General features: G+C 37.3%; 1 protein-coding gene and 2 pseudogenes. 2 read left to right on the top strand and 1 reads right to left on the bottom strand.

Features of this window, described 5'->3' with window-relative positions; all coding sequences use genetic code 11:
- A pseudogene (locus CWATDRAFT_RS30880) lies at nucleotides 1-475 on the top strand (IS1634 family transposase); the annotation flags it as partial.
- A gap of 278 nt (nucleotides 476-753) precedes the next feature.
- Nucleotides 754-2,268: a group II intron reverse transcriptase/maturase gene (locus CWATDRAFT_RS30875; RefSeq protein ID WP_007308626.1), complete on the top strand. Its 1,515-nt coding sequence runs from the start codon at nucleotides 754-756 to the stop codon at nucleotides 2,266-2,268.
- Nucleotides 2,269-2,406: 138 nt separating this feature from the next.
- Here the strand turns inward: CWATDRAFT_RS30875 and CWATDRAFT_RS30870 are convergent.
- Nucleotides 2,407-2,805, bottom strand: a pseudogene (locus tag CWATDRAFT_RS30870) (NF041680 family putative transposase); the annotation flags it as partial.
- Nucleotides 2,806-3,084: the final 279 nt, after the last annotated feature.

The raw sequence follows: 3,084 nt of genomic DNA, 5'->3' as shown, positions 1-3,084 counted from the left end.
TCAAAAAAGATGAAGAGATAAGTAGAGAGACTAAAGAAGCAGGAAAATTATTTTAGCAACTAACTTAGTAGAGGAAAATAAATTAGAAGCTAGTGAAATTCTGATAACTTATAAAAACCAGCAATCTACGGAAAGAGGATTTCGATTTTTGAAAGATCCCTTATTTTTTACTGATAGTTTCTTCGTTGAAAAACCAGAAAGAATAGAAACAATGTTATTTTTAATGTCTTTGTGTTTGTTGATTTATAACTTGGGGCAAAGAGAATTAAGAAATTGTTTAAAAAGAGTCAAAAAAGGAATAAATAATCAAGTAGGGAAAGTAACATTGCGTCCGACTTTGAGGTGGATATTTCAATGTTTTCAAGGTATTCATTATGTGATTTTAAACGGAGTTGAACAAATTGTCAATTTAACAGAAGAAAGGCGTTTTATATTGAGTTTATTACCTGCATCTTGTCAAAGATATTATCTATAAATTGAATTGGATAAAGCAAAAATAATAAAAGAATAAGAGTCTAATGATATCAAATGAGAAGAGGAAACTCTCCTTCGTTTGTGCTGAGTCTTGCTAAGTTTTCAATGAGTATAAATCTTCTTAATTTGATTATTTTTCCTAAAAATTTAATGAAAAGAGAAATATTCTTGCCCAGGTATGATTTTCGGACTTTTTAAAACTATGTATTTTTTTATACTACATTTTGAAGTGCGGAATCTGGGTTCGAGGCAAATAGAAAACGATTAACCGAGGTGAACATGGTTAGACACAAAATCAAAGATTTTAGTGAACTTTGGAAGAGCATTCCCTGGAAGAAATTCCGCAAGAATCTCTTTCGTCTCCAAAGAAGATTGTTTAAAGCCATTCAAGCAGAAGACAAAAGACGAGCTAGGAACTTACAGAAACTTATTCTGAAGTCCTTTGCAGCTAGACTACTCGCAGTCCGACAAGTATCACAGCTAAACACTGGTAAGAAAACCGCAGGAATAGATGGAGTCAAATCCCTCAACTTCAAACAACGGTTCGCCTTGGCAGAAAGGTTGCTCACAGCAAACGAATGGAAACACTCCAAGCTAAGAGAAATCCCCATCCCCAAGAAAGATGGAACCACCCGAATGCTCAAGGTTCCAACTATGGCAGACAGAGCATGGCAATGCCTCGTTAAATACGCCCTAGAACCTGCACATGAAGCACTATTTCACGCCAGAAGCTACGGGTTTAGACCTGGACGCTCGGCACATGACGCTCAAAAGATTCTATTTAACAACCTAAACTCCAGATGTAACGGAGTAAACAAAAGAATACTTGAGTTAGACATAGAAAAGTGTTTTGACAGGATTAACCACATCTCAATTATGGAAAGGGTAATAGCCCCCCAGACAATTAAGAATGGGATATGGAGATGCCTAAAAGCAGGTGTCAACCCAGAATTTCCAGAACAAGGAACCCCCCAAGGGGGGGTGGTGAGTCCTCTACTAGCTAACATCGCTCTAGATGGTATAGAGAATCTTCATAACTCCATCCGTTATGCGGATGATATGGTTCTCATTTTAAAATCAAAAGACGATGAAAACGAGATACTTAAGGATATACAGGAATTTTTAGCAACCAGAGGACTGAAAGTAAGCGAAAGAAAGACCAAGCTTGTCAAAGCGACAGATGGATTTGATTTTCTAGGTTGGCACTTTAAAGTACAAACCAACGGGAAATTTAGTTGCGTCCCATCAGAGGACAATTACAAAGCATTCCGTCAGAAAGTTAAGGATATCGTCAACTGCTCGAATTATGGGGCTAGGATTAAAGCTACTAAGTTAGCCCCCCTAGTCAGAGGATGGCGAAACTACCATAGGTATTGTAAAATGGACGGCTCTCGCTTCTCCCTTTGGGGAACTGTACACAGAGCATTCAAAGTCTTCAACAAAGAAAAGAAACTGAACCGATATACGGCAACAGAACTTATCAAGAAGGCTTTTCCAGCAGTACCTTACAGTAAGAATCGTCACGTCAACGTCAAAAGTAACAAGTCTCCATACGATGGGGACACGGTTTACTGGAGTAAGCGTAACAGCAAACTCTACGACGGAGCAACCTCTAAATGTCTGAAAAGACAAGACCATTCATGTGGATATTGTGGACTGAAGTTTACAGATGATGAGAGGGTACACCTCCATCACATAGATGGAAACCACGATAACTGGAAACCAAAAAATTTAATGGCAGTCCACCATAGCTGTCACCAGCACATCCACATGGGCAAGACTGAAAAAGTCTAGTTTGTCGGGATTGGACTTTGGACAAAAAAAGTTCGTTAGCGTATATTTTACGCTAAACTAAAATCCCAAAATATCGGCTCTGTATCAGTCAATAAAATTGGCTGACAAATAGGGCTAATCTATAGATTCTGAGGAAAACTAAGGAGCTTTTAAGTTTTCAGTTGATTTTTTGCTCCCTTTCTTGATAACATCATGACGAGTTCGTGGGGCTTTTTTGTAACCTTTAATACGTCCGGAAGAAAAACCTCGACGTTTGGGAAATTTGGCGAAAGTCCCCAAGGTCGTAATTATTCTTGAAAAGTCTCTTTGAACTAGACTAGGGGTGATTTTGATGGATTTATTAGTCTTCAAATACTGTTCCCAATCACGGGGTAAAACCACAGCTAATTTTCTGGCAGCCCACAAATTTACATAAGAAAGAAGTGTTAGTTTAAACCAATTTTCTTCATGATGTACATCGGGAGTTAAATAAGATGTCATCAATAATCTTTGTTTACCAAATCGAAAAAGATGTTCCATGTCATAACGTTGTCGATAGGTGATTTCCAAGAAAAAGTTTCCCACCCATTCTCAGAATCTGTTTGTAGAACATCTCAAATAAGCGAAAAGGGAAAAATAAAAAGTTGTTCGCGGATACTTTCCGCGAACAAAAACCTCCCTATCTAAAAGAAAGAAATACGCTAACTTTTAAATTAGCTTTGACTATTTTTAAAAAGGAAATTCACTTAATTTTACACTCTTATTAACTTTTTAGACTAACTGGGTCTAATCAAAATATCCCATTTAGGTAAGTGAGGATTACGTTCTAAACGTTTC

This window comes from Crocosphaera watsonii WH 8501 (assembly GCF_000167195.1).
In the GTDB taxonomy this organism is placed as follows: Bacteria; Cyanobacteriota; Cyanobacteriia; order Cyanobacteriales; family Microcystaceae; genus Crocosphaera; species Crocosphaera watsonii.
This window is presented reverse-complemented; position numbering and strand designations above follow the sequence as displayed.

Excerpts from the sequence above, each read along its gene's own strand:
- CWATDRAFT_RS30875 (WP_007308626.1), top strand. The coding sequence starts at position 754 with ATGGTTAGACACAAAATCAAAGATTTTAGTGAACTTTGGAAGAGCATT.